22 protein-coding genes are annotated in these 20,024 nt (G+C 41.1%); 3 read left to right on the top strand and 19 right to left on the bottom strand.

Features of this window, described 5'->3' with window-relative positions; translation table 11 throughout:
- Window positions 1-41: 41 nt before the first annotated feature.
- Entirely contained in the window at window positions 42-929 is an 888-nt protein-coding gene (locus tag KJS58_RS06870; RefSeq protein WP_213531665.1) for a fructose bisphosphate aldolase, read from the bottom strand.
- 212 nt (window positions 930-1,141) lie between these two features.
- On the opposite strand from KJS58_RS06870, the gene KJS58_RS06865 reads away from it, so the two are divergent.
- Window positions 1,142-2,569: an N-acetylmuramoyl-L-alanine amidase family protein gene (locus KJS58_RS06865; RefSeq protein WP_213531663.1), complete on the top strand. Its 1,428-nt coding sequence runs from the start codon at window positions 1,142-1,144 to the stop codon at window positions 2,567-2,569.
- A gap of 102 nt (window positions 2,570-2,671) precedes the next feature.
- On the opposite strand, the gene KJS58_RS06860 is transcribed toward KJS58_RS06865, so the two are convergent.
- The gene (locus tag KJS58_RS06860) at window positions 2,672-3,136 is read right to left on the bottom strand and encodes a GNAT family N-acetyltransferase (RefSeq protein WP_213531660.1); all 465 of its coding nucleotides are present in this window, start codon (window positions 3,134-3,136) and stop codon (window positions 2,672-2,674) included.
- Window positions 3,137-3,318: 182 nt separating this feature from the next.
- Between KJS58_RS06860 and KJS58_RS06855 the strand changes: the two genes are divergently transcribed.
- Complete coding sequence (locus KJS58_RS06855) at window positions 3,319-3,627, top strand: hypothetical protein (protein ID WP_213531658.1); 309 nt, start codon at window positions 3,319-3,321, stop codon at window positions 3,625-3,627.
- 25 nt (window positions 3,628-3,652) lie between these two features.
- Here the strand turns inward: KJS58_RS06855 and KJS58_RS06850 are convergent, their stop codons facing one another.
- From KJS58_RS06850 to KJS58_RS06780, 15 genes are all read right to left on the bottom strand, one after another.
- The gene (locus tag KJS58_RS06850; protein WP_213531656.1) at window positions 3,653-3,976 is read right to left on the bottom strand and encodes a CHY zinc finger protein; all 324 of its coding nucleotides are present in this window, start codon (window positions 3,974-3,976) and stop codon (window positions 3,653-3,655) included.
- Window positions 3,977-4,780 (bottom strand): energy-coupling factor transporter transmembrane component T family protein, encoded by an 804-nt coding sequence (locus tag KJS58_RS06845; RefSeq protein WP_213531654.1) that lies wholly within the window; start codon window positions 4,778-4,780, stop codon window positions 3,977-3,979. It abuts the gene before it with no gap.
- Complete coding sequence (locus KJS58_RS06840; RefSeq protein ID WP_213531652.1) at window positions 4,770-5,630, bottom strand: ATP-binding cassette domain-containing protein; 861 nt, start codon at window positions 5,628-5,630, stop codon at window positions 4,770-4,772. The genes KJS58_RS06845 and KJS58_RS06840 overlap by 11 nt, the downstream gene beginning before the upstream one ends.
- Window positions 5,615-6,415: an energy-coupling factor transporter ATPase gene (locus KJS58_RS06835; RefSeq protein ID WP_213531650.1), complete on the bottom strand. Its 801-nt coding sequence runs from the start codon at window positions 6,413-6,415 to the stop codon at window positions 5,615-5,617. Before KJS58_RS06835 ends, KJS58_RS06840 begins: the two co-directional genes overlap by 16 nt.
- Entirely contained in the window at window positions 6,416-7,237 is an 822-nt protein-coding gene (locus tag KJS58_RS06830; protein WP_213531648.1) for an SDR family NAD(P)-dependent oxidoreductase, read from the bottom strand.
- Window positions 7,237-7,578, bottom strand: a complete 342-nt coding sequence (locus KJS58_RS06825; RefSeq protein WP_213531646.1) for a MaoC family dehydratase — start codon at window positions 7,576-7,578, stop codon at window positions 7,237-7,239. Before KJS58_RS06825 ends, KJS58_RS06830 begins: the two co-directional genes overlap by 1 nt.
- Window positions 7,575-7,955 carry an FAS1-like dehydratase domain-containing protein gene (locus KJS58_RS06820; RefSeq protein ID WP_213531644.1) on the bottom strand — a complete coding sequence of 127 codons (381 nt, stop codon included), beginning with the start codon at window positions 7,953-7,955 and terminating at the stop codon, window positions 7,575-7,577. Before KJS58_RS06820 ends, KJS58_RS06825 begins: the two co-directional genes overlap by 4 nt.
- Entirely contained in the window at window positions 7,952-9,103 is a 1,152-nt protein-coding gene (locus KJS58_RS06815) for a thiolase family protein (RefSeq protein WP_213531642.1), read from the bottom strand. The genes KJS58_RS06820 and KJS58_RS06815 overlap by 4 nt, the downstream gene beginning before the upstream one ends.
- Entirely contained in the window at window positions 9,100-10,587 is a 1,488-nt protein-coding gene (locus KJS58_RS06810; RefSeq protein ID WP_213531640.1) for a class I adenylate-forming enzyme family protein, read from the bottom strand. Before KJS58_RS06810 ends, KJS58_RS06815 begins: the two co-directional genes overlap by 4 nt.
- A 32-nt stretch (window positions 10,588-10,619) precedes the next feature.
- Window positions 10,620-11,174, bottom strand: a complete 555-nt coding sequence (locus tag KJS58_RS06805) for a biotin transporter BioY (protein ID WP_213531637.1) — start codon at window positions 11,172-11,174, stop codon at window positions 10,620-10,622.
- Window positions 11,175-11,771: 597 nt separating this feature from the next.
- Window positions 11,772-12,107 (bottom strand): DUF4181 domain-containing protein, encoded by a 336-nt coding sequence (locus tag KJS58_RS06800; protein WP_213531635.1) that lies wholly within the window; start codon window positions 12,105-12,107, stop codon window positions 11,772-11,774.
- A gap of 285 nt (window positions 12,108-12,392) precedes the next feature.
- A complete protein-coding gene (locus KJS58_RS06795; protein ID WP_213531633.1) occupies window positions 12,393-13,187 on the bottom strand; it encodes a PHP-associated domain-containing protein in 795 nt (264 codons plus the stop codon).
- 35 nt (window positions 13,188-13,222) lie between these two features.
- Window positions 13,223-14,056, bottom strand: a complete 834-nt coding sequence (locus KJS58_RS06790) for an energy-coupling factor transporter transmembrane component T family protein (protein ID WP_213531631.1) — start codon at window positions 14,054-14,056, stop codon at window positions 13,223-13,225.
- On the bottom strand, window positions 14,017-15,807 hold the full coding sequence (locus KJS58_RS06785; protein ID WP_213531629.1) for an ABC transporter ATP-binding protein: 1,791 nt from the start codon (window positions 15,805-15,807) through the stop codon (window positions 14,017-14,019). The genes KJS58_RS06790 and KJS58_RS06785 overlap by 40 nt, the downstream gene beginning before the upstream one ends.
- The gene (locus tag KJS58_RS06780) at window positions 15,800-16,678 is read right to left on the bottom strand and encodes a DUF8171 family membrane protein (protein ID WP_213531627.1); all 879 of its coding nucleotides are present in this window, start codon (window positions 16,676-16,678) and stop codon (window positions 15,800-15,802) included. Before KJS58_RS06780 ends, KJS58_RS06785 begins: the two co-directional genes overlap by 8 nt.
- Before the next feature lie 185 nt (window positions 16,679-16,863).
- Between KJS58_RS06780 and KJS58_RS06775 the strand changes: the two genes are divergently transcribed.
- Complete coding sequence (locus tag KJS58_RS06775; RefSeq protein WP_213531625.1) at window positions 16,864-17,697, top strand: MurR/RpiR family transcriptional regulator; 834 nt, start codon at window positions 16,864-16,866, stop codon at window positions 17,695-17,697.
- A 52-nt stretch (window positions 17,698-17,749) separates the two neighbouring features.
- Here KJS58_RS06775 and KJS58_RS06770 read toward each other — a convergent pair whose 3' ends face one another.
- Window positions 17,750-18,898 carry a Ger(x)C family spore germination protein gene (locus KJS58_RS06770; RefSeq protein ID WP_213531623.1) on the bottom strand — a complete coding sequence of 383 codons (1,149 nt, stop codon included), beginning with the start codon at window positions 18,896-18,898 and terminating at the stop codon, window positions 17,750-17,752.
- Window positions 18,898-20,022, bottom strand: coding sequence for a GerAB/ArcD/ProY family transporter (locus tag KJS58_RS06765; RefSeq protein WP_213531621.1), 1,125 nt, complete (start codon window positions 20,020-20,022; stop codon window positions 18,898-18,900). Before KJS58_RS06765 ends, KJS58_RS06770 begins: the two co-directional genes overlap by 1 nt.
- Window positions 20,023-20,024 lie beyond the last annotated feature (2 nt).

Here is a 20,024-nt window from a genome sequence, read left to right as displayed (position 1 = left end):
GTTATTAATGGATCTTCATTCGAGATGACATTCACATTTTTCTATGTTAAAGAAGCTTTATAGATCGTTTCTACGGAACTCGTTAACAGCTTATTGAAGTCTTGATCTGTCTGATCTGCAACAAGACTTTCCGCTAGGGCACGTGAGAAACTTGCAATAACTCCATGGTTGCGTGCCAATTTCTCATTCGCTTCTTCTCGTTCATACCCCCCAGATAAAGCCACAACTCGAAGAACATGAGGATGATCGACTAATTCCTTATAGTAATTATCTTTGCTTGGCAAGGAGAGCTTCAGCATTACTTTTACATTCTCATCAAGTGTAGACAGATGCTTGCGTAATTCCTCTTTTAAAATTTCTTCGGATTTTTGTTTATCTTCACTATATATATCTACTTCAGGTTCGATAATCGGCATGAGTCCTTTCGCCAAGATTTGCTTGGCAACTTCGAATTGCTGCTCTACGACTTCTTTAATTGCTTCTTTATTCGCTTCTTTAATCACGGAGCGCATCTTCGTCCCAAAAATCCCTTTTTCATTTGCTCGGTCAAGCAAACGATCTAGTTCAGGCATCGGTTTCATGAGCTGAACTCCATTTTTCTCATCAGTCAGTCCTTTATCAATCTTGAGAAATGGAACAATTCCTTTCTCCTCCCACAAATACTCCCCAGTAAATTTCCCGTCTATTTTACGATCCATTGTATTTTCAAATAAGATCGCTCCTAAAATATAATCTGAAGAAAAAGCAGGACTCTTTATAATCCGTGTTCTCATCTCGTGAACGAGTGTATACATCTCTTCTTCATTACGATACTCATTTTCCTTTACTCCGTATTGTAGCAAGGCTTTGGGAGTACTGCCTCCGCTTTGATCTAGCGCTGCAATAAATCCTTTTCCTGATCCCATTCGTTCTAGTTGTTTTTGATTCATCTTAAAATACCCCTTTCTCTTTCAGCACTAAATTAAAAAATATAACTCCAATTCATTGACTCTACTATTTCTATACCGTAACTCAGCAATTCCCAAACATTCGACGCGAAGAAAGGAAAAGATTTTATCGTGTAAATAAAGCAGGATAATTATGGTAAAATGTTGAATATTGTCCATATAAAAAGATTATTATTCAAATATTGAGGTGCGCGATGAAAAAAACAATGATTTTATTTCTTTTCAGTTTATTATTATGCAGTATTTTTCCAAGCATCGGGCATGCTTCCAGTAATCCGCCTAAAGCTAAAATTATTCTTGATGGTAAAGAAATCGAACTGCCCTCCCATGCACAAGTGAGCATCATAAATAATTCGGTCATGATTCCCATCCGTGTCGTTGCAGAGAATTTGAACTTTAAAGTAACCTGGGATCAAAAGATAAAACGCGTCAAAATTCAGAACGATACAGATACCTTAACGCTCACCGTGAATAAAAAAGAAGCCTTGATTAATGACATCCCATCCCTGCTTGAGGTTTCACCGAGAAACCTGAATAAAACGGTCGTCGTGCCGCTTCGGTTTGTAAGTGAAAATATGGGACTTGCTGTGAAATGGGATAATAAGAATAAAGTAGTTACGCTTACAAGCAGTATTCCTGTAGCAGATTCAAATGGCAGTGAGGGAGAAACCTATGAGGAATCTGTCAAACAAGTGAATGATATGTATTTTGCTAACAACCAGCTCGTCGTATCTTTAGATGGGGAAGTAAAACCTTCTATATCTACACTCGCTAATCCTCAACGGATTGTGGTCGATATCCCGAACGCGACTTTCTCAAGCTCCTTTTCACAATCTTTAAACATAGGGACGATAGGTAAACTGGATGTTAGCGGATACTCCAGTGTTTCTGAGGTGAGATATTCCTTATTCAGTCGTGATCCTGAAGTTGTTCGAATTGTTATCGTTGCCGACGAAGAAATTCCTTTTGAGTTTCAGACAGAAATGGAATCAAATACACTCGTTGTCGATGTAACGGAAGCAGATGAAAATAACACTGCTGTTCCGCTCCCTCTTCCTGTTCCACCGGTTGACAATTCGGGACGTAAAACCGTTGTAATCGATCCCGGTCATGGTGGCAGCGATCCAGGTACAATCGGTATTACAAATACACATGAAAAAGACTTTACTTTAGCTTTAGCCTTAAAAGTAGAAGCTTTATTAGAAAATGAAACGCAGATCAATGTAGTTATGACTCGTGATGAAGATGTATACCCTACCCGGACGGAACGAGTAGCCTTAGCGAATCAATTAAAAGCAGATATATTTGTATCGATTCATGGGAATAGTGTCCTAGCCTCCCCTCAAGCTAGCGGGACCGAATCCTATTATTATCAGCGAAGCAGCAGTAAAGATTTAGCAAAGGTTATTCATAAACATCTTGTAAAGGCGCTCGGTTTTAAAGACCGCGGTGTTAAAGAAGGGAATTATCAAGTAATCAGAGAAACAACGATGGCCGCCGCACTGCTGGAGATTGGATTCCTTAGTAACCTAGCAGAAGAAGAAGCACTCTTTACAGAAGCTGTACAAGATAAAGCAGCACAGGCAATTGTAGAGGGGATTAAAGAATATCTAGGTGTTTAGAAGTTACGTTCTCTCATTTCATATTTACATTTGTAACTTGAAATTTCTGACCCTAATTCTGAATAAAGAGACCGCTGGCACTTATGTCAGCGGTCTCTTTATTCAAATGGACTTAGCCATTTTGATATTCGTAATCTCATATCCCATCTTTTCATATAATCCTCGTGCAACTTGGTTGTGACCAAAAACGTGAAGCCGAATTTTCTCCATGCCGAGTTCTTTTGCTTTCATTTCGATTTCTTTCATGGCTTGTTTGCCATATCCCTGCCCTTGATATTTCTCCCATATCACAAAATCATAAATAAAGCCTTCTTTATAATTGGTGGATGACTCAGGTGCAATCCATATCATTCCTAATAGCTGCTCTTCATCAAAGATGGAATACAAATGATTAAATTCAGTTTTCTCACCTTTTGGCAATAGTCTGGAAAATTCTTGCTCAGAGCGATCCATCGCTTCTTCTTCCGACCAATTACCAGAAATAATCTTATCTTTTGCATAATCTTTAATGGCATAACGCATGTACTGCTGAAACTCTTCTTGGTTCATAGGATCTAATGTAACCATATTTTATCCCCCTGTCATTTAGCTAGCCCTGAATCTCCACCATTAAAAAATGTTCCATTTCCTGATTTATTATGTATATATCATCATATGTAGAATAACATTAAATTAGCTGATGATTAAAGATTATTCTTCAATGATTTCCTGTGCAACCTGCTTAGAAAGATAAAATGGAGTGACCCTTTATGCGTAAAAGTTTACAAGAATTTAGAGATCTCATGATTACAGAGAATAAGTTAAGTTTACATGCAGACGTTCTTATCGCTTTTGATCATCTTCTTGATATGGTAGATGATCATGAAGCACAACATCAAATTGAACTCGGGATCCAAAGAACAAACTATGAAAAATCCAATGGCCTGGTGGAAGCAGCAATTCGTGAAGAAATGCGTTTCTTTCGAGAAGCAATCCATACTGTCATAAAAAAGACGGTACTCGATCTTATTCATGTAGGAAAAAAAGATTGGCAAAAGTTTTATGATCGTGTTCAGTAGGAAAATAAAGAAAGAAACTTTTCCCTCACAGGCGGTTTCTTTCTTCAAAATAGATGTGATAATGTGCAGCGCATCTTTCATTAAATAAAGCCTGGCAATGTGGACAGCTATCCGTCTTCATATACTCTGTAATAGACAATTCCGTGTGACAATTTCCGCATAGGATTGCAAGTTCACTGAACTGTTCCTGTCGCCAGCGCTGAATGGCGTGATCAGCATGTTCCTCATGACACTTATAACATGGATAATATCGGTTGCAGCATTTGAATTTAATCGCAATAATATCTTTCTCCGTATGATAATGAACACATCTTGTTGCATTGTCTACGACAGCTCCGTATACATCCATTTATACCCCCCCTATCTTAATCATCAGCAAAATCATGGGAAACAGGATGGTTAATCCTCCAACTATCACATCCATTCTCTTAAATTGAAGTTGCTTATAAACGGTTCTTCCCTTCCCATTTCCATAAGCCCGTGCATCAATCGCATAAGTAAGCTGTTCAGCGCGTTTGACGGTCGTAAAAATAAGCGGTACGAGAATGGGGACAAAGGCGAAAATACGTTTCATCCATGACAAAGAAGCTATATCATGCCCCCTTGCCTTCTGTGCTAGAAGTATGCGATCGAGTTCCTGCATAATCGTAGGAATAAAGCGAATCGCAATGACAATCATAAGTGAAAACTGTTCTACTGGCACACCGATTTTAGATAACGGGGACAGCAGGTTTTCCAAGCCCTGAGCCAAAGATAACGGTTTGGTGGTTAACGTTAACATGGATGCGAGTAAGACTAGTAAAACGATTCGCAAGACAAATCGCGTTCCATTTAGCAGTCCTTCCACTGTTACACTGATAAAAGAGTAAGACCACAAAATAGCGCCTTCCGTTGTGAGCGCATGAAAGAAAAAAGTGAACGCCAAAATAAATAAAATCGGTTTTATGCTTCTGAATACAACACGAAAGGGGACCTTGGATAATCGGATAATACCTATGATGAAAATGACTGCAAACCCGTAACTAATAAATGTATTCAGGAGCAGAAAGCTAAGCATGATCACGAATAGACTTAAAAGCTTGGTTCGCGGATCTAATTGATGAAGAATCGAATCCCCCTCTGAGTATTCTCCTAGTAGTATATTATTCACCATTTGTAAGTCTCCTTGCATGCCAAATAGGCAGCAGTTGTGCGAAAATTTCCTGCTCCTTGCAGCTCTTTACGGTAATTTTTTGTCCGTGTAATTGTTCCATGAGATGTAAGAACTGCACGGGTTCAGGTAAGGATAATCCTGCCTTTGCAAGCAGATCTGATTTGTTTAAAAACAAAGTTGTGGTATCTTCATGCCCTACTAATTGCCCCTCATGGAACACCATGACCTCATCTGAATATTCAGCAACATCCTCCATATGATGCGACACGAAAACAACAGTCCTGTTTCCTTTCTGCTGCCATTCTTTCAGCATCCTCAGTAGTGCGACTCGGCTTACGGGGTCAAGTCCCGCGGTTGGTTCGTCCAAAATGAGCAGCTTTGGGTTCATCATTAATACAGAAGCAATCGCGACACGGCGTTTTTGTCCCCCGCTTAATTGAAATGGAGCGCATGACAAAATATCCTGGGTAAGACCCACCTCAGGAAGTATGGACTCAGCAGCCTGTTCGATCTGCTGCGAAGTAGAACCCTGCAACTTTGGTCCAAAAGCGAGTTCTTTATAAACGCTCGTCTCAAACATTTGATGTTCCGGATACTGAAAAACAAAACCAATATCAGGTACTACTTTCATCCTTCCTTTGCGATCTTTTGGGACGGTCTGCTCATTTATACGATATTCTCCATCAACCATAGGAAGCAGCCCCTTTAATACTTTGACAAAGGTAGACTTACCCGCACCCGTTCGTCCAATGACGGAGATCCATTTACCTTCGTGAATCGTACAGCTGACATGGTTCAAAGCTGCTTGTCCACCATATTTCACTGTTACATCTATTAATTCATATCCCATTCCGAACGAATCATCTCCTTCCAATCTGCAGAAAGCGGTGTGTGTAGATTCAATCCTTGATGTAGTCGAACGGAGAAGGGCATAGCCAGTTGATAGTCATCTAGCCGCACGGTTTTAAAAAAGGTCTCCGGGTCACCATCATATTCAATACGGCCTTGATGTAAGAGGAGTACACGTTTGGCATATAGTACTTCATCCATATGATGGGTAATATGAATAATGGTCATACCCTGACTATGCAGTTCCTTCATAATGGACAGCACTTGTTTTCTCCCCAGCGGGTCAAGCATGGAGGTTGCTTCATCGAAAATAATCAGCTGAGGACGCATAGCTAGTATTGCCGCTATAGCGACACGCTGTTTCTGTCCTCCGGACAGGTGGTGCGGCATCGCTTCTTTATAATCTTCCATATGAACCGCTTGTAGGGCATGCTCCACACGATGATCCATTTCTTCTCTAGGCACCCGAATATTCTGAAGACCAAACAATACCTCATCTATTACCGTTGTGGTGATAAACTGATCCTCCGGATTTTGAAAAACAATCCCGATTTGCTCATGAATGTTCACAAGATCTTCCCGATTTGAAGTGTTCAGATTACCTAGTTTCACTTGGCCCTGCTTGGGCAAGAGCAATCCATCCATAAGCTTAGCTATCGTAGATTTTCCGCTGCCGTTAGCCCCAACCATCGCCACAAACTCACCTGACTCAATGGTAAAGCTTATGTCTTCTAAGACCTGTTGTTCTTGTTGATAATAAAAATGTACATGATCAAAAATAAGCATCTATTTCGTTCCCTTCTTCTGGTGCCAAGCAGTGAAAAACCTCTCTATTCCGTCTTCGAAAAAGGAAGGTGCCGGCTTTTGCCATTGGGTCACCTTCGAACCATTAACTCCAAAAATTTCACCTGTTATATCCTGATCAGGTTGTGCCAGCAATGCGGCTGCGAATTGCGCGACATCATCCGGATCACCGACTTTCCAGAAATCAGGAAATGACTCTTTGCGCCTAGCGCACTTTTCCTTTACATGCTCAATTACAGGTCTAGTCATATCCGTTAATGCGGCAGGCGAAATACCATTTACCCGTATCTGATAGCGCGCAAGCTCTGCAGCTAAAGTCCACACCATGCCGAGCACTCCGGCTTTTGCTGCACTATAATTCAACTGTCCTACAGAACCTGATAACCCGGCAGTCGATGTCATGAACAGAATGTCGCCTCCATATGGAGTCATATAAGGCAATACTCGCTGAGTGCAATAGAATGCACCATGTAAATGGACATCGATAACCGAGTTCCACTCATGATCCGTCATACGTATACACTTTTGGTCATGTAAGTTACCAGCACAATGAATCAATACATCTATCCTGCCATACTTTGCTGCAACATGGTCTACCATCGCAGTAACTGCTAATGGGTCAGCAACGTTAGCACAGTATCCAGTAGCCACGCCTCCTGAGCTCTGAACTTCTCTTACCACTTCATCTATAAGACTTTGTTTGGTACCATTGATAACGACCTGATAACCGCTTAATCCAAGCTGAAGAGCAATACTTCTTCCAATCCCCCTGCTCGATCCGGTAATTAAAGCTGTTTTACCCATTAGAACCTCTCTTCCACTGAAAAAGTGCCCTTCGCAATAACTTCGCCAGTTTCTGCTGTAACAGTTATGTCAATATGATCTGCGCAAACTTCAAAGTGAAAACTTGCTAACGTATCTGTTAATAGTGGATTGATAAATTTCATGTTGCAGGTTTTGATCCACTGAGCTGGATGGTCCGCTAAATACAAGGACTGTGCAATACCCATAATGTACATTCCATGTACAATTGGCCGTTTATAACCGGCCCTGGCTGCAGCTTCAGCATTCAAATGAATGGCAGCTCTATCTTTAGAGGCAGCAGCATACTGCTGAACATGGTCAGCTGTAATTCGCTTTTTCATATTCCATCACCTACGGAGATTAATACCGTTTCTGCTGTAACGATAAGTTTGTTCTCACTGGTACACACGAGTCTATGAGTATACAAGGTCAAATTCCCATGACGCCCAGCTTTTTTCTCTACTTTTTGTAACGATAATTCACAATCCAGAGTCATACCCGCCGTAAGTGGAGCCTCGTAGCTAAATTGCTGTGATCCATGAATTAGAGGTCCGTTCATAGGGAGCCACGGAATATCAAATTCACTCCAAAAAATAATCGGCATTGTGGCTGGAGCAATCAACTCACCACTTGATGTTGGCACGGGGAATTCGATGCTCTTCGCATACCGAGTTATCGACTCTGCAGATACATAAATCCGCTTATGAAGCTCATTCATTCCACCGCCTCCACTAAAGTGGCAAGACCAATTCCTCCGCCAATACCAAGTGTAGCAAGCCCGCGTTTGAAAGGTTTTCGCAGCATTTCAGCGCATAGTCGCGTCATTAAAATAGCACCGGATGCACCGTAAGGATGGCCTAAAGCCAGCGCCCCGCCACCACGGTTGACCTTTTCCTCGGGGATCTGAAGCTCTTTTAATGAGGCCAATACTTGAGAAGCAAAGGCTTCATTGAATTCAACAATATCTAAATCGTCCACTGTCAGCTGCTGACGGTTTACCAATTTTTGAACAGCTGGAACGGGCCCAATCCCTAAATAATGAGGATCTACCCCTGCTGCCTGAGTATCCACAATGCGCAAGATAGGCTTTAATTTAAGTTCAGTACATTTATTGAGGGACATGATTAGAACTAGCGCAGCCCCATCATTCATCGGACAAGCGTTTCCGGCCGTAACCGTACCTTGATCCAGAAAAATAGGCGGCAATTTCCGCAGCTTTTCCATGCTCGTGTTGGCTCTCGGACATTCATCGGTGCCCATGAGCTTTCCAGCCACTTCGATCGGAACAATCTCCTCAATAAATCTGCCGGATTGCTGTGAATGAATCGCCTTCTGATGGCTTTTTAAAGCATACTCATCCTGTGCTTCTCTGGAAATCTGAAACTTTTCAGCTACATTCTCCGCTGCTATGCCCATATCCGGATCGCCATACGCACTTGGAGTAAACGGAGCACGCGTATACAGCTGCGGGACACCCATCAAGGTTTGCGGCTTGGTCATTCTCCATGGAGCCCGGCTGGTACTTTCGGTCCCGCCTGCTAGATAGACTTCACCCGCACCACTCTGAATGAGTCTGGCTGCTATATTAATCGCTTCTAAGCCAGAACCACACTGCCGATCAATCGTGACACCTGGCACTGTGACAGGAAGCCCCGCTGCAAGTGCAGCCACTCGTGCAATATTACCTCCTGGTCCCACCACATTGCCAATAATAACATCATCAATGAGGTCGCTCTGCAGGTTTGTTTCAGTGACAATATGCTGAATAAGCGGTGCTAATAATGACTCTGGTTCCAGTTCACATAATAATCCGCCCATCTTACCAATAGGCGTACGTTTTGCCATGACAACAACAGCCTCTTTCATAGCATCACTCTTCTCATGTATTCCTTCATCTCATGGCGAGCGATCTTCCCGCTGCTAGTATAGATGAATTGATCTACTGTAATAAGCTGTTTTGGAGCTTTGTAGCTGGCTAAGTACCTACGGCAATGCTCTTTAATTTCTTTTAGAGACAAGTGTTCTTCTCCGCTCCATTGTATAAGTGCCGTCACCTGTTCTCCCCAATAGTCATCAGGCTGCCCAAACACCATTACTTCTTCAATCGCCGGAATGAGCTGCATAACGGATTCGACTTCCTCTGCAAAAACGTTCAGGCCCCCGGATACGATCATATTTTTTGCACGGCCAGCCAGGTGTAAATATCCATTTTCATCTATAGAAACATAATCTCCAAGCATGAGCCACCCATCACGGAAGACATTTGCTGTTTCGTCAGGTAATCCATAATATCCTGAGAACATCATTTCACTTCGGATATATAGCTGTCCAATCTCTCCTACGGGCAATTCTTTAAAATGCTCATCACGTATAGAGATTTCTACGCCTCTAAATGGTTTACCAACCGAATTCGGTTTATTTTCTGCATATACATCGATATAACTAATATAGCTCGCTTCAGAGGAACCATAAAATTCGTACATTTTTGCTCCACCAAAAACCTCCATGGATCTTTTTTTGGATCCTTCCGACCATTTCCCTCCCGAACTGATCAGCGCTTGCATGTATGCCCTACCTGGGATGGCCTCCCGCATCATCGATTCAATCATCGTAGGAACAACAAACAGAATCATGCCCGGAATATTTTCACATAGCTCCAGCACCTTTTTTGCATGGAAATGCTCTACGATATGAAAGGTTGCTCCACTTACCAGACTCTGCATTAAAGCAAATAGTGACAAAGAGTGTACAAAGGGACCGGGCGCCATAATATGTTCCATGTTATGAAACTCAAAAGCTTCGCTTGTTGCTTCAAAGCTTTTCATCCAAGACAAATGAGTGCGCATGTATCCCTTGGGCACCCCTGTTGTACCTGATGTGAAAGCGATAAATAATAATTCGTTTGTTTCATCCACTTCGGCTGCCGGGTTCAAAGAATCAATCCAACCGGCATAGGAGCACGTTTCTTCATGTGAAAAGGTGAGGAGCGGGATCTCATTATCGGACATGCGTAGATTTCTCGTATAGGCTTCCTCCGTAAAAATCATACGAGGATCGCATTGCTGTAGGATGGTGTTAACCTCCGACTGGCTCCATTTTGGATCTAGAGGGATAGGAACACATCCTGCATAGATGATACCAAGAAAAACTTCTACGAATTCTATACGATTCGTTGATAAAATTGCAATCTTATCATGATGGAAACCCTTCTGCTTAAAGCCATGAGCTACTTTTTTGATCCTTGTTACCAATTCAGAGTAAGAAAGACTATTCTCATTATGAACTAAAGCAATTTTATCAGGCTGATGCTTCCCGCATTCCAATATCGCCTTTACTATATTCAAATTCATCACACCTATTTATGACTTAAAATTCCGTTTTTTTAAGATCGATGGACTTTATCTTCAATGGGACTAATCGTTTTTAATTGAACCGCAACGAATGCTGCAATCAGAGCTTTGATACAATCTCCTGGTATGAATGCCAGAGCACCTATAAGGCCAGCCCAAATTGATGTATTCGTTACGAGCGCCATAACGGGTGCACCAATTAAACTAACAAGCAAGACACCAAAAACAACATTAATCATAAATAATTTCCATGTTTTCAGCTTTCCCCATACCTTCTCCGTCATATATCCTATACAGAATGCGGCAATGGGCCAGCTTAGTATGTATCCTGCCCCCGGTCCTATTAAAGCGGCTAATCCTCCACGTCCTCCAGATAATAGCGGTAAACCTAAAGCAACTAATACGATAAATAAAATCAAACTTATTCCAGCCGTCTTCCTCCCTAAAAAGCATCCTGCCAGCATAACACCAAGTGTCTGGGCAGTAATTGGAACGGGGATAAATCCTAGGGGAATTGGCGGAAGCATCCCGAGCACGCCTATAAATGCTGCGAATAATGCAGCGAATACCATTTCTTTTGTCTTCAAGTGAATACCTCCGATATCATTGTGAAACAATTATTCTATTAGAGCCGACATCTAATGTAATAGAATTATATCTTCATGTCCCTTTATTGTAAACCCGTAATTATTATTTTTGGTTTACAATCATAAAAAAACCACAATCTTTTGTGGTTTTCGTTACTCTTAAAGGTTTAATTTTAATAAACTCACATCGAAGTTATTCCAGCTAACATAACAAATAACATCAAAAGTAGAATACCTAAGATCATTTGAAAGATAGAACATAGCAAAACAGTTTTTGAACGGAAATTGACTCCAATCATGCCGATCACTATTCCGAGTATCCCAGCACTACCCCAATATAGATTGGCCCACGGCTCTGTCAGTTTATATAATTGGTCTGTTAAAAAGACAAGTAAAAAACTGATTTGGTAAAGAAGTACGATCATCACAAGTATGGAATATATGTATTTTGTTCGTTTTGTGAAACCTGCAAATGTAGGAGCTAATTTTCTTCTTACAAATCGTACAAACGGAACAGCAAGAATAAGTACTATGAACACGAATAATATAACCAATGTACTAAACGTCACATTAACACACCCTCATCATAGCTTTACTTCAACTGACAAATACCAGAAAACAAATGCTTTGAATAACCACGGTCATCAGAGTTACAACATGCTCCCTCTCTTCTCGAATGAATCTCCATTCCATAAATGCACGAAATATTAAAAACACAGTTGCAAAAATAATCCAAATAAATTCCAGTGATCCCTGCTCCCATAAAAAAATAGCTGTTACTCCACTTATAATCAGTAAAATGCTGCCCCATCTATAAACGTTCTTACCGGAAGTTTCTGTTATACACTCTGGGTCATCTTCTACCAGCCATAAGTGGAGTATTCGTTCCATAATCCCGACAAACAAAATCACCCATGTAATAGTAGCATCCATTAATAAGTTTCCTCCCCTCTATAACCTTACGAGTTGTCCTTGGTGATTCCAAATTGTGTCTTATATCCCTTTATCGTATACATTTCACTTCAATTAATAAACGTTTTTATTGTATTCCTAGTTACATCAGTTACATAAGTATTTTACTACATACTAAAAATAAAAAAGACTGCAGGTAAACTAGTTTAAGCTAGTTTGCCTGCAGTCTGCCTAATCAAATTCGATTAGGCCAGTTGGTAGACAGCTAACTTACTCTAGTTAGCCTACCATTTTTTACTCACCAATTTAGCCGATGCCTACTTCCTCCAACTCTTCGCGTGAGGGCGGTTCACCTTTTAATTGTTTGAGTACTTTCTTCAGCATCACAGATGCTTTGACTTTTATATCAAGTGCTTCGGAAATCTGGATCTCATATCTTTGGCTCTGAATTGCTCGTTTTAAATCTTCAACCGTATCGATTGGTTCGTCAAAACGATTCACAACACTTCCATATTGGAGACACTGATGAGTATCGCTCCCTGCAACAATGGGAAGACCAAGCTCCTCAGCAAACGGTTCTAATTTCTGACGATTCACTTCTACTCCTTGTTTGTATAAATCTTTTGCATTGAGATCCAGCGCGTCTAATTGGATGAGCAGATCTCTATTTAATTGATGCAGCGGAGTTGAATCTCGGAATGGATGCCCTCCTATTTTAAATACATGATAAGTGTCAGCAAGCTTTAGCAGCTGTGCAAATGGAATGAAGTTTTCTTTAGATGTAAAGGGCTCCAGTTCCGCTCGAATCGCTAAGATTTCTTCTTTTTTACCAATCAGCAGAATATGTCCTGTTTCTCTTATATCTACTTCAATTCCTGGGAATACCCGAACCCCATGGGCTTCATAGTAGTGACCATTATAAGGGAATGCGGAATCAAGTGCTTCATACATCGCCCCATAATTTTTCGTGTTAAAATGTTCGGTTAAAGCTACAGCATCTACCCCGTTCAATTTTGCTTCTTGCATCATTTCGTGAAAATAATCCAGTGAGAAATCAGATTGTTTGGATAGTTTTCCGTGGGTGTGTAAATCGATTAACATGTTACTTCATCTCCTTCTAAATATGTTCATATCAATTAATACAAAATGGATGGAAATTTCAGACCGAACCAGAACAACCAGGTAATATAAAGGATAGAGAATGCAATGAAATACAAATCTAGCATGCCGAGTTTAAGATAGGATAATCTCATCTTCTTTACTTCACGGTTATTAAGCCCATAAGTAAACCCGCGTGTTTCAAGTGCTTCAACTGTTGTTCTGGAACGTTTGGCCGTATTTAGCATCAGTGGATAGAAACAAAGTACCGTCAGGCGCAGATAATAAATGATAACCCGAATGTAGAGAAAACCGGGCCGTTCGGGAGACCTTCCTCTTAAACGGAAAGACAACAGAATCTGATGAAACTCTTCTAATAGAGTAGGTAGAATGCGGTACCCGTATGACAAACTAAATGAGAATGTATCTGGTACACCAAGAGCGGACAAGCCATCACTTAATTTTTCCGGATCCATACTTGAAAATACAGCGATACTGGCAAGTGAAATGACCGATAACTTCAGTGTTAGCGTAAGGAGCGGTAAAAGGGAGGATAGATCGCCTCCAAATAGCATCGAGAATAAGAACATCCATCCTACTTGACCCACGAGTCCTAAACATAATATGAAAATAAGGATCGAACTAACGCGAGATAACGCCGTCATACACACCATAAATACGAACATGCCGATTAGAATCGTCCGGTTATGAATAAACCAGGGAACAATGGCAAAAAACAAATACCAAGATAAAAGCGTACGCGGATCAAGCCTTCCAATAAATGTGGTGGAATTACCATAAGCCGTACCGAGTAATTCCAGCTTGATTCGTTCTACAGATATGCGGTCAAGTGTCTTTTTGACGATTTCCACGCGGTATCCTCTCCTTCCGGTTGAGATTGTTCTCTAGATGTGTAAAATGAAATGAATTCATCCAGTGAGTAACAGATTTTTGGCAATCCAAGACACCGGCTAAGTTCCATGAGCTGCGTAGGAAGCAGACCCGCTCGTTCAAGCAGCCTTGCATCTTCAAAGATTTGTTCCTTCGTACCATCTGCAATGACAACCCCCTGATGCATCACAATGATCCGGCTTGCCCACTCCGCCACAAGCTGCATGTCATGAGTTGCGATAGCGACCGTCTCTACATGTGATTTCAAAGTAGAGAGTACACTGAGCATTTCCTGCTTTGTTGCAATATCCAAATTTGCCGTCGGTTCATCAAGAAGCATAATGGATGGTTGTATAGCGGCTCCAATCGCTAAAGCTACCCGCCGCTGCTGACCCCCGCTGAGCAATCTTGCGTCCCGATCTTTAAGTCCAGTAAGACGGAAACTTTCTAGTACGTTATGAATACGTTCTTCCGCATCCGGCAGACGGTGTGCATGAACATAATAACCGACTTCTTTTTCAACGGAGTCCTCAATAAACATCTCTTCGGGGTTCTGATATACATAAGATACATGTCCTGCCATTCGCTCCGGGCTCATTCCTTTTAGCGAAAATCCATTCACATTTAAGTATCCGCCTGTAGGTTTCACTATTCCTGCGATCAGTTTAAGTAAGGATGATTTCCCTGCACCGTTATTGCCGATAATCGCAACCGCTTCACCAGAATGCAGAGTTACATTCACTCCATCCAGGACAGGGTGCATCTTCTTATGAATGGTACGGTATGATAAACGAACATCTTCTGCCACAACTACTTTTTTCCGAGCACCAGATTCTGTAACCACTTCTGGTTTTTCTGTGTTCTGAAGAGTCAAGGTAACGGGCCGCGAATGAAACCAATGTTCTCCTTCTGTTATACGAATCGGGAGCGAAGTTCCCTCTTTTGGTAATGATTCACGAGTCTTCAAATCCAACCATGCCGCCTGGGTCACTTGTGGCGGATAGATCCCAAGTCGGAGTAATGTGTCTACAGAAGATAGAGCTTCCCGAGTTGGACGCTTCCATGCGACTGCTCCTTGATCCATAAGAACAACTTCCTTACAATAGTCAGCGATAAATTCGGCATGATGTTCGATGACAACAATGGTTTTGCCATAATCTTCGTTTAAGCGTTTTAAAATATCATAGATATGCCTCGCATGCTGTGGATCAAGCTGTGATATCGGCTCATCAATCACTAAAATGTCGGGATCCATGGCAAGCGCACCTGCAAGTGCAAGCAGATGCTTTTGCCCGCCGCTGAGTGACCAGATAAACTCATCTTTCACATTAGATAGCCCCATCATCATCAGCGCTTTTTGGCCTCGAGCTTGATAGTCAGCATAACCATAGTTGAGTGGGGTAAAGACGACATCATCAAGTACGGTAGGACGAACCAGTTGATTCTCGAAATCTTGATATACGTATCCTACTTTTCTAGATAATTCCGCTACACTACTGGTCTCAGACGATTGTCCGCATATTTTCGACTCTCCGAAGTAATCTCCTGTGTAATAATGAGGAATCAGACCATTAAACAATTTACAAAGGGTGGACTTCCCTGAACCGTTACTTCCAATAATCGCTGTGAAATCTCCCCTATGCAGTGTTAACGATACATCACTCAAGACAGGCTGGTCAGACCCGGGATATGTAAAAGAAACATGTGATAATTCGATTAAAGGCTCACGCATTTTTCGTATCCGTCCTGTTCGAAGATTTTCCAGCCTTACTGCGAAGGATAAAGATTGTGACGATAGCAATCACAGCTGCTGCTGCAATGCTAACCCAGATCAGTGTGCTTTCTGAAGATTCTGCAAACGGAAGCTCCCATTCCCCAAAACTCCAATCCGTTTCGGACATAATTTCAGCACCGACGGCAACGAGTGCAAGTACTACGCCTATAATGACAAATTTGGGGGACAACCAATTGGACATTTCATATTTCGTATTTTTATGGCGCGGTCTCATCCCAAGAAGCGGTTCGATTTTGCCATATAGACGTGGAACCAAATACAGTGTCGGCAGCAGAGCAAACAAAATACCAGAGAATAAAACATCATTAAGGAATCCGACACCTTCAATGATTACAATACTTTCGGCTAGTCCTTGAACTGCTTCAAGTTCCTCTACACCAACCCATACCTTAACAACATCAACGATTGCACTCAGCAATTGATGGATAGCAACTCCTGTCATTGCGGCGATACCCACCTGCCGTTTATTCGTCGGATCTGACACCATTCGACCAGCTGTATACATAGCAAGGGAGAATGTAATGAATTTTTCCACTTCACCAATTCCTCCGAATTGACCCAGCATCAGCTCTCCAAAGATGATTTCTCCAACAGACGCACCTACCGCTGCATAAAGTGGATGAAACAGCATACAAAGGGTGAGTGGAATAAATGCGAAATACTCAACGGACAATTCAATCGGTCCTAGCTGTATGCTGGGTATGAGCTCGGTGAACATGTTAGACAAGCCATACAAAGACATCGACAGTACAAAAATCATCATTTTTTGAGATTGTGTCAGCGTATAGCGTGTAGACAACGTACTCATTAATAAAATCCTCCCTTAACATCTCATAATATAATCTCATTATAGGAAGGAGGGATTAACGCTAAATTGTAGTTTTATCAACGCTGTGTTAACTTTTTTTCATTATTTTTAATGATGTAAAAATATTTACATGACATTTCACCTGTAAGGTAGAGAAATAGAATAACCTTTGAGGTGGGATGAGCATGTATGAGAATTGGAATAAGAAATCATTTTCGACGAATCAAAGGCTGCTTGCGGAATTTATTCAGCGCAATGAACAGCGTGTACTCTATTTGACTGAACAAGAAATGGCAGATGAACTTGGAATTAGCATCGCTTCTGTTTCGAGGTTTTGGAAAGCGGTTGGATTTGTGAACGCCAAACAATTTAAAGCAAGACTTCGATTTCGACTGGAAACATCACCCGCGATTAAACTTCAAGAAACGATGAACCTAGTAAAGGAACTTTCACTGCCGGAGATGCTGCTAAATAGCTGCTTGCACCACTTGGAGGAGACGAGTAAGAGGCTTTCTCCTGAACTTTTGAAAGAGGCATCCGCCATGATCCAACAGGCAAGGCAAGTGTATGTATATAGCCCTGGACCTTGTATTTCGCTGGCAGAACTGTTTGCTTTTCGGTTACGACGTTTTGGAATAGGCATTCAACTAATGGCGGCAAGCGGTCACGAACTATTGGAGACGCTCATGCATGCAGGTGAGAAGGATGTCATTCTTGTATTCGGATTTGTTCATCTTCTGCCCGAAATTGAAGTCATTATGGATCATGCGCGTGAAGCTCATTACCGTATCATCCTGATCACAGATCGTTTCATCTATCCGAGGTTAGATCATGCAGATCTTGTTCTTTATGCGGGGCGCGGAGAAGTTTGGGAATTTCATTCGATGATCGCTCCTATGTATGTAATTGAAAATTTGATTTTACATATTGGGATGAGCCTGCCGGAACATCATGTAGATAAACTAACTCATCTTCAGCAAATGAGAGTTACTTATGCTTCTAAACTTCCTCGGCAATAACACACATAAAAGGACCATTCCGATAAAGGAATCATCCTTTTTCATGTGGTCCTTACTCAATTATTCCAGTACGAATTGTATCAATTTGTGCTTTCCCATGAATCTTTGTATTTGGAAAAATATCTTCCCACTGCTCGTCGACAAACTTGCCGTCCTTCGCATGACTTCGGTAAAGCTCACCAAAACCAATAATATCGGAATTTACTTTCCGAATCTTATCGAGAAACGATTGCAGATCTTTAGTTACTTCTATGTCTAATTGTTTCTCCAAAGCAATAATGGCTTTATTCTGTTTAAAATCATACACTTGAGATATTTCCTCAATGTTAATATCCATATCTATAGAGGCCTCAAATGTTCTCGATTCCTCGTCTATTAATTTGACTTTTCCTTTATTTTTAATAATACTAAACACTACTTTTACTTCGTCTGTATTTTCATCATTGAATTCTGTCAGGAAATACTGATCCATTCCGCTTTTTTTCATATCTTTTTTCTTAATGATAGCTTCATAAAGAAAGGGTGTTCTTTTCCCTTTTAGTGCTTTTAGAAAAAAACCTTCTTTTGGGGATGCTTCTCCTACGATGTCCCCACCATGTAACAAAGAGAGCGAGTTGATTACAATTTCCTCCCCTTCTCTTTTTAATGTTGGGATTGCGAGATCTAATGTATTCGTGTCCCTGAAATATGTGAAATCGTGAAGCGTTAACTCAGGTACCCAGTTAAATTTCGTATTATGATCAAGCAAACTGTTAAGTGACATCCCGACATTCTTATATTTCTCATACGGGTGTGTTAACAAATCTTCTGTAGAACCGTCTACGATCGCAATCTTAATCATATCTCCAAAAAACGGATCCCGACTTAAAACATAAACCTCATTCAACATTTTTAGATCAAAGATCGCTTTATTTAATAAAACGACCCTTGTTTGGCCTGTTGCAATTTCATTCGGCAGCTTCTCATTGAGTTTCCTCCGCGCAGATTTACTTGTCTCCGCTTCTACCGTGACTATATGACTGGTATCTTCCGCATGCTCCTCCGACTCTAATAGAGTCGCCGTTACTTGAAAAGAATGATTTTCTTTTGCATCATAGCCAATAGCAAGGGTAAGGGATTGCTGCTCTAGTATATTTGCTTTAGGACAGCCGCTAAGAAGAAACATAACGAGTAGGAATAATAGGATCCGCAGGTGCTTCATTATGTATGTTCTCCTCCTTTTCGCTGTTTCTTTTTACGCCATGCAAATACAATAAACACGATGCAACAAAGCAATGCTGGGTAAATAAAAGAAAAAAAGATGCTGCTTAATTCAAGTCGAATCATAAAATTTTTCACTTCAAGACGCTTATGGAATACAAACGACATCAATAGAATGATAAAAAACACGGCGATTAAAACGGGTTTTGGGTTTAACTTCCACATTCTCTTACAACCTCTTGTAATCAGCCATGTATTTAACAGGATTCCGGAAAGAATGACTAACATCCATGCGGAGATAACGATAAACTCCAGCCGTTCCAGGTAAGGATACTCGACAATTTTGAGCATATTCAGAGACGGCCAGAGAGATCGTAATAATTGATCTGGAGCAAAGTACCCGATCGATATAACCATAATAAAAAGGTATAGAACGTTACTGAATAAAACTGCGAGTTGTGAATGTAACATAACTCGGTTCTTATTCAGTATAAACGGATAAACCACAGTAATAATCTCAAATCCTGCCAGACTAAATCCCATTCTCACTGCGCCGTTCATTATGTCCCAAGCGCTTGAATCAAACACAGGAAGCAGCTGTGTCCATATTGCATGCTGTATCGAAGAATGAAACAGGATGAGAGTCAGCACCGTAACTATAAAGCTAAACAAACATATGCCAGCAATGACTCTTATTCCTCCCATCGCTGCATAAAATGCTAAACAGCTGATTAAGATGATCAGCACCCAAGTTGGTATATCAGGAAATATCCAAGCCTGAACTACAGAAGCATAGTTTCTCATCACCGCAAAGGTAACGAGAAAATAGTACACGATATAAACCAAATTAAATACCATACCAATCCATTTGCCATACAGGTCGTAATGAATGCCAAATAGATCAGCCGTTTTATATTTCTGCAAGGTACGGACGATAAGCCACATGATCAAATGGGTAACGACCCCAGCAATAATAACGGAGATCCATGCATCTCGCATGGAAGCTTCATATACTATTCTCTGGAAAGTAAATATCCCTACCCCCACCTGGGTATTGGTTATGATAAAGAAGAGAAGGTATGCATGGAGCATCATATTTTTAGGTGGAAAGACATTAATCTTCATAG

Origin of the sequence: Paenibacillus sp. J45TS6 (assembly GCF_018403285.1) — a bacterium.
In the GTDB taxonomy this organism is placed as follows: Bacteria; Bacillota; Bacilli; order Paenibacillales; family Paenibacillaceae; genus Paenibacillus.
This window is presented reverse-complemented; position numbering and strand designations above follow the sequence as displayed.

What these genes read in the sequence shown, in the direction of transcription:
- KJS58_RS06825 (WP_213531646.1), bottom strand. Translation starts at nt 7,578, where the DNA reads ATGAAAAAGCGAATTACAGCTGACCATGTTCAGCAGTATGCTGCTGCC.
- KJS58_RS06780 (WP_213531627.1), bottom strand. Translation starts at nt 16,678, where the DNA reads ATGAGTACGTTGTCTACACGCTATACGCTGACACAATCTCAAAAAATG.
- KJS58_RS06770 (WP_213531623.1), bottom strand. Translation starts at nt 18,898, where the DNA reads ATGAAGCACCTGCGGATCCTATTATTCCTACTCGTTATGTTTCTTCTT.
- KJS58_RS06835 (WP_213531650.1), bottom strand. Translation starts at nt 6,415, where the DNA reads ATGCTTATTTTTGATCATGTACATTTTTATTATCAACAAGAACAACAG.
- KJS58_RS06765 (WP_213531621.1), bottom strand. Translation starts at nt 20,022, where the DNA reads ATGAAGATTAATGTCTTTCCACCTAAAAATATGATGCTCCATGCATAC.
- KJS58_RS06795 (WP_213531633.1), bottom strand. Translation starts at nt 13,187, where the DNA reads ATGTTAATCGATTTACACACCCACGGAAAACTATCCAAACAATCTGAT.
- KJS58_RS06820 (WP_213531644.1), bottom strand. Translation starts at nt 7,955, where the DNA reads ATGAATGAGCTTCATAAGCGGATTTATGTATCTGCAGAGTCGATAACT.
- KJS58_RS06810 (WP_213531640.1), bottom strand. Translation starts at nt 10,587, where the DNA reads ATGAATTTGAATATAGTAAAGGCGATATTGGAATGCGGGAAGCATCAG.
- KJS58_RS06855 (WP_213531658.1), top strand. Translation starts at nt 3,319, where the DNA reads ATGCGTAAAAGTTTACAAGAATTTAGAGATCTCATGATTACAGAGAAT.
- KJS58_RS06815 (WP_213531642.1), bottom strand. Translation starts at nt 9,103, where the DNA reads ATGAAAGAGGCTGTTGTTGTCATGGCAAAACGTACGCCTATTGGTAAG.
- KJS58_RS06845 (WP_213531654.1), bottom strand. Translation starts at nt 4,780, where the DNA reads ATGGTGAATAATATACTACTAGGAGAATACTCAGAGGGGGATTCGATT.
- KJS58_RS06840 (WP_213531652.1), bottom strand. Translation starts at nt 5,630, where the DNA reads ATGGGATATGAATTAATAGATGTAACAGTGAAATATGGTGGACAAGCA.
- KJS58_RS06860 (WP_213531660.1), bottom strand. Translation starts at nt 3,136, where the DNA reads ATGGTTACATTAGATCCTATGAACCAAGAAGAGTTTCAGCAGTACATG.
- KJS58_RS06865 (WP_213531663.1), top strand. Translation starts at nt 1,142, where the DNA reads ATGAAAAAAACAATGATTTTATTTCTTTTCAGTTTATTATTATGCAGT.
- KJS58_RS06800 (WP_213531635.1), bottom strand. Translation starts at nt 12,107, where the DNA reads ATGGATGCTACTATTACATGGGTGATTTTGTTTGTCGGGATTATGGAA.
- KJS58_RS06850 (WP_213531656.1), bottom strand. Translation starts at nt 3,976, where the DNA reads ATGGATGTATACGGAGCTGTCGTAGACAATGCAACAAGATGTGTTCAT.
- KJS58_RS06830 (WP_213531648.1), bottom strand. Translation starts at nt 7,237, where the DNA reads ATGGGTAAAACAGCTTTAATTACCGGATCGAGCAGGGGGATTGGAAGA.
- KJS58_RS06870 (WP_213531665.1), bottom strand. Translation starts at nt 929, where the DNA reads ATGAATCAAAAACAACTAGAACGAATGGGATCAGGAAAAGGATTTATT.
- KJS58_RS06785 (WP_213531629.1), bottom strand. Translation starts at nt 15,807, where the DNA reads ATGCGTGAGCCTTTAATCGAATTATCACATGTTTCTTTTACATATCCC.
- KJS58_RS06775 (WP_213531625.1), top strand. Translation starts at nt 16,864, where the DNA reads ATGTATGAGAATTGGAATAAGAAATCATTTTCGACGAATCAAAGGCTG.